We start from the raw sequence: 328 nt of genomic DNA, 5'->3' as shown, positions 1-328 counted from the left end.
AGAGGCGCACCCGTCATGTCGCCAATCTGCAGGGCCCTCAGCGTGTCCGCTTGCGGCCGTGCAGACCCAAGGTGACCGCCTCTTGGCCGTTGCGCCATCAGGCCGATCGGGTGGGTCTTGGCGACGACCGTCCTATAGGCACCGCCAAGTTGATAGCATTGCACTTTCAGCCGCATCGACAGCCCCGCAGCCTATGAGTCGAAACGCCCTCCTCGTCCTCATCAAGATCGCACTCACCGTACCGGTGACATACGCGTTGGCTTACCCATTCTTTAACGCGTCCGCAACCGGGGGCGTTTTCAAGGAAGTTGAGTTGCTTGGCGTGTTC

1 protein-coding gene is annotated in these 328 nt (G+C 60.7%); it reads left to right on the top strand.

Annotated elements, in window-relative coordinates:
* A partial coding sequence (locus tag RVY79_RS18405) for a hypothetical protein (protein WP_317465984.1) occupies positions 1-197 on the top strand: 197 nt, incomplete at its 5' end.
* Positions 198-328 lie beyond the last annotated feature (131 nt).

It is taken from the genome of Chromohalobacter sp. HP20-39, assembly GCF_033052815.1.
In the GTDB taxonomy this organism is placed as follows: Bacteria; Pseudomonadota; Gammaproteobacteria; order Pseudomonadales; family Halomonadaceae; genus Chromohalobacter.
Note: the sequence above shows the minus strand (reverse complement) of the source record. Positions and strands in the feature narration are given on the sequence as shown.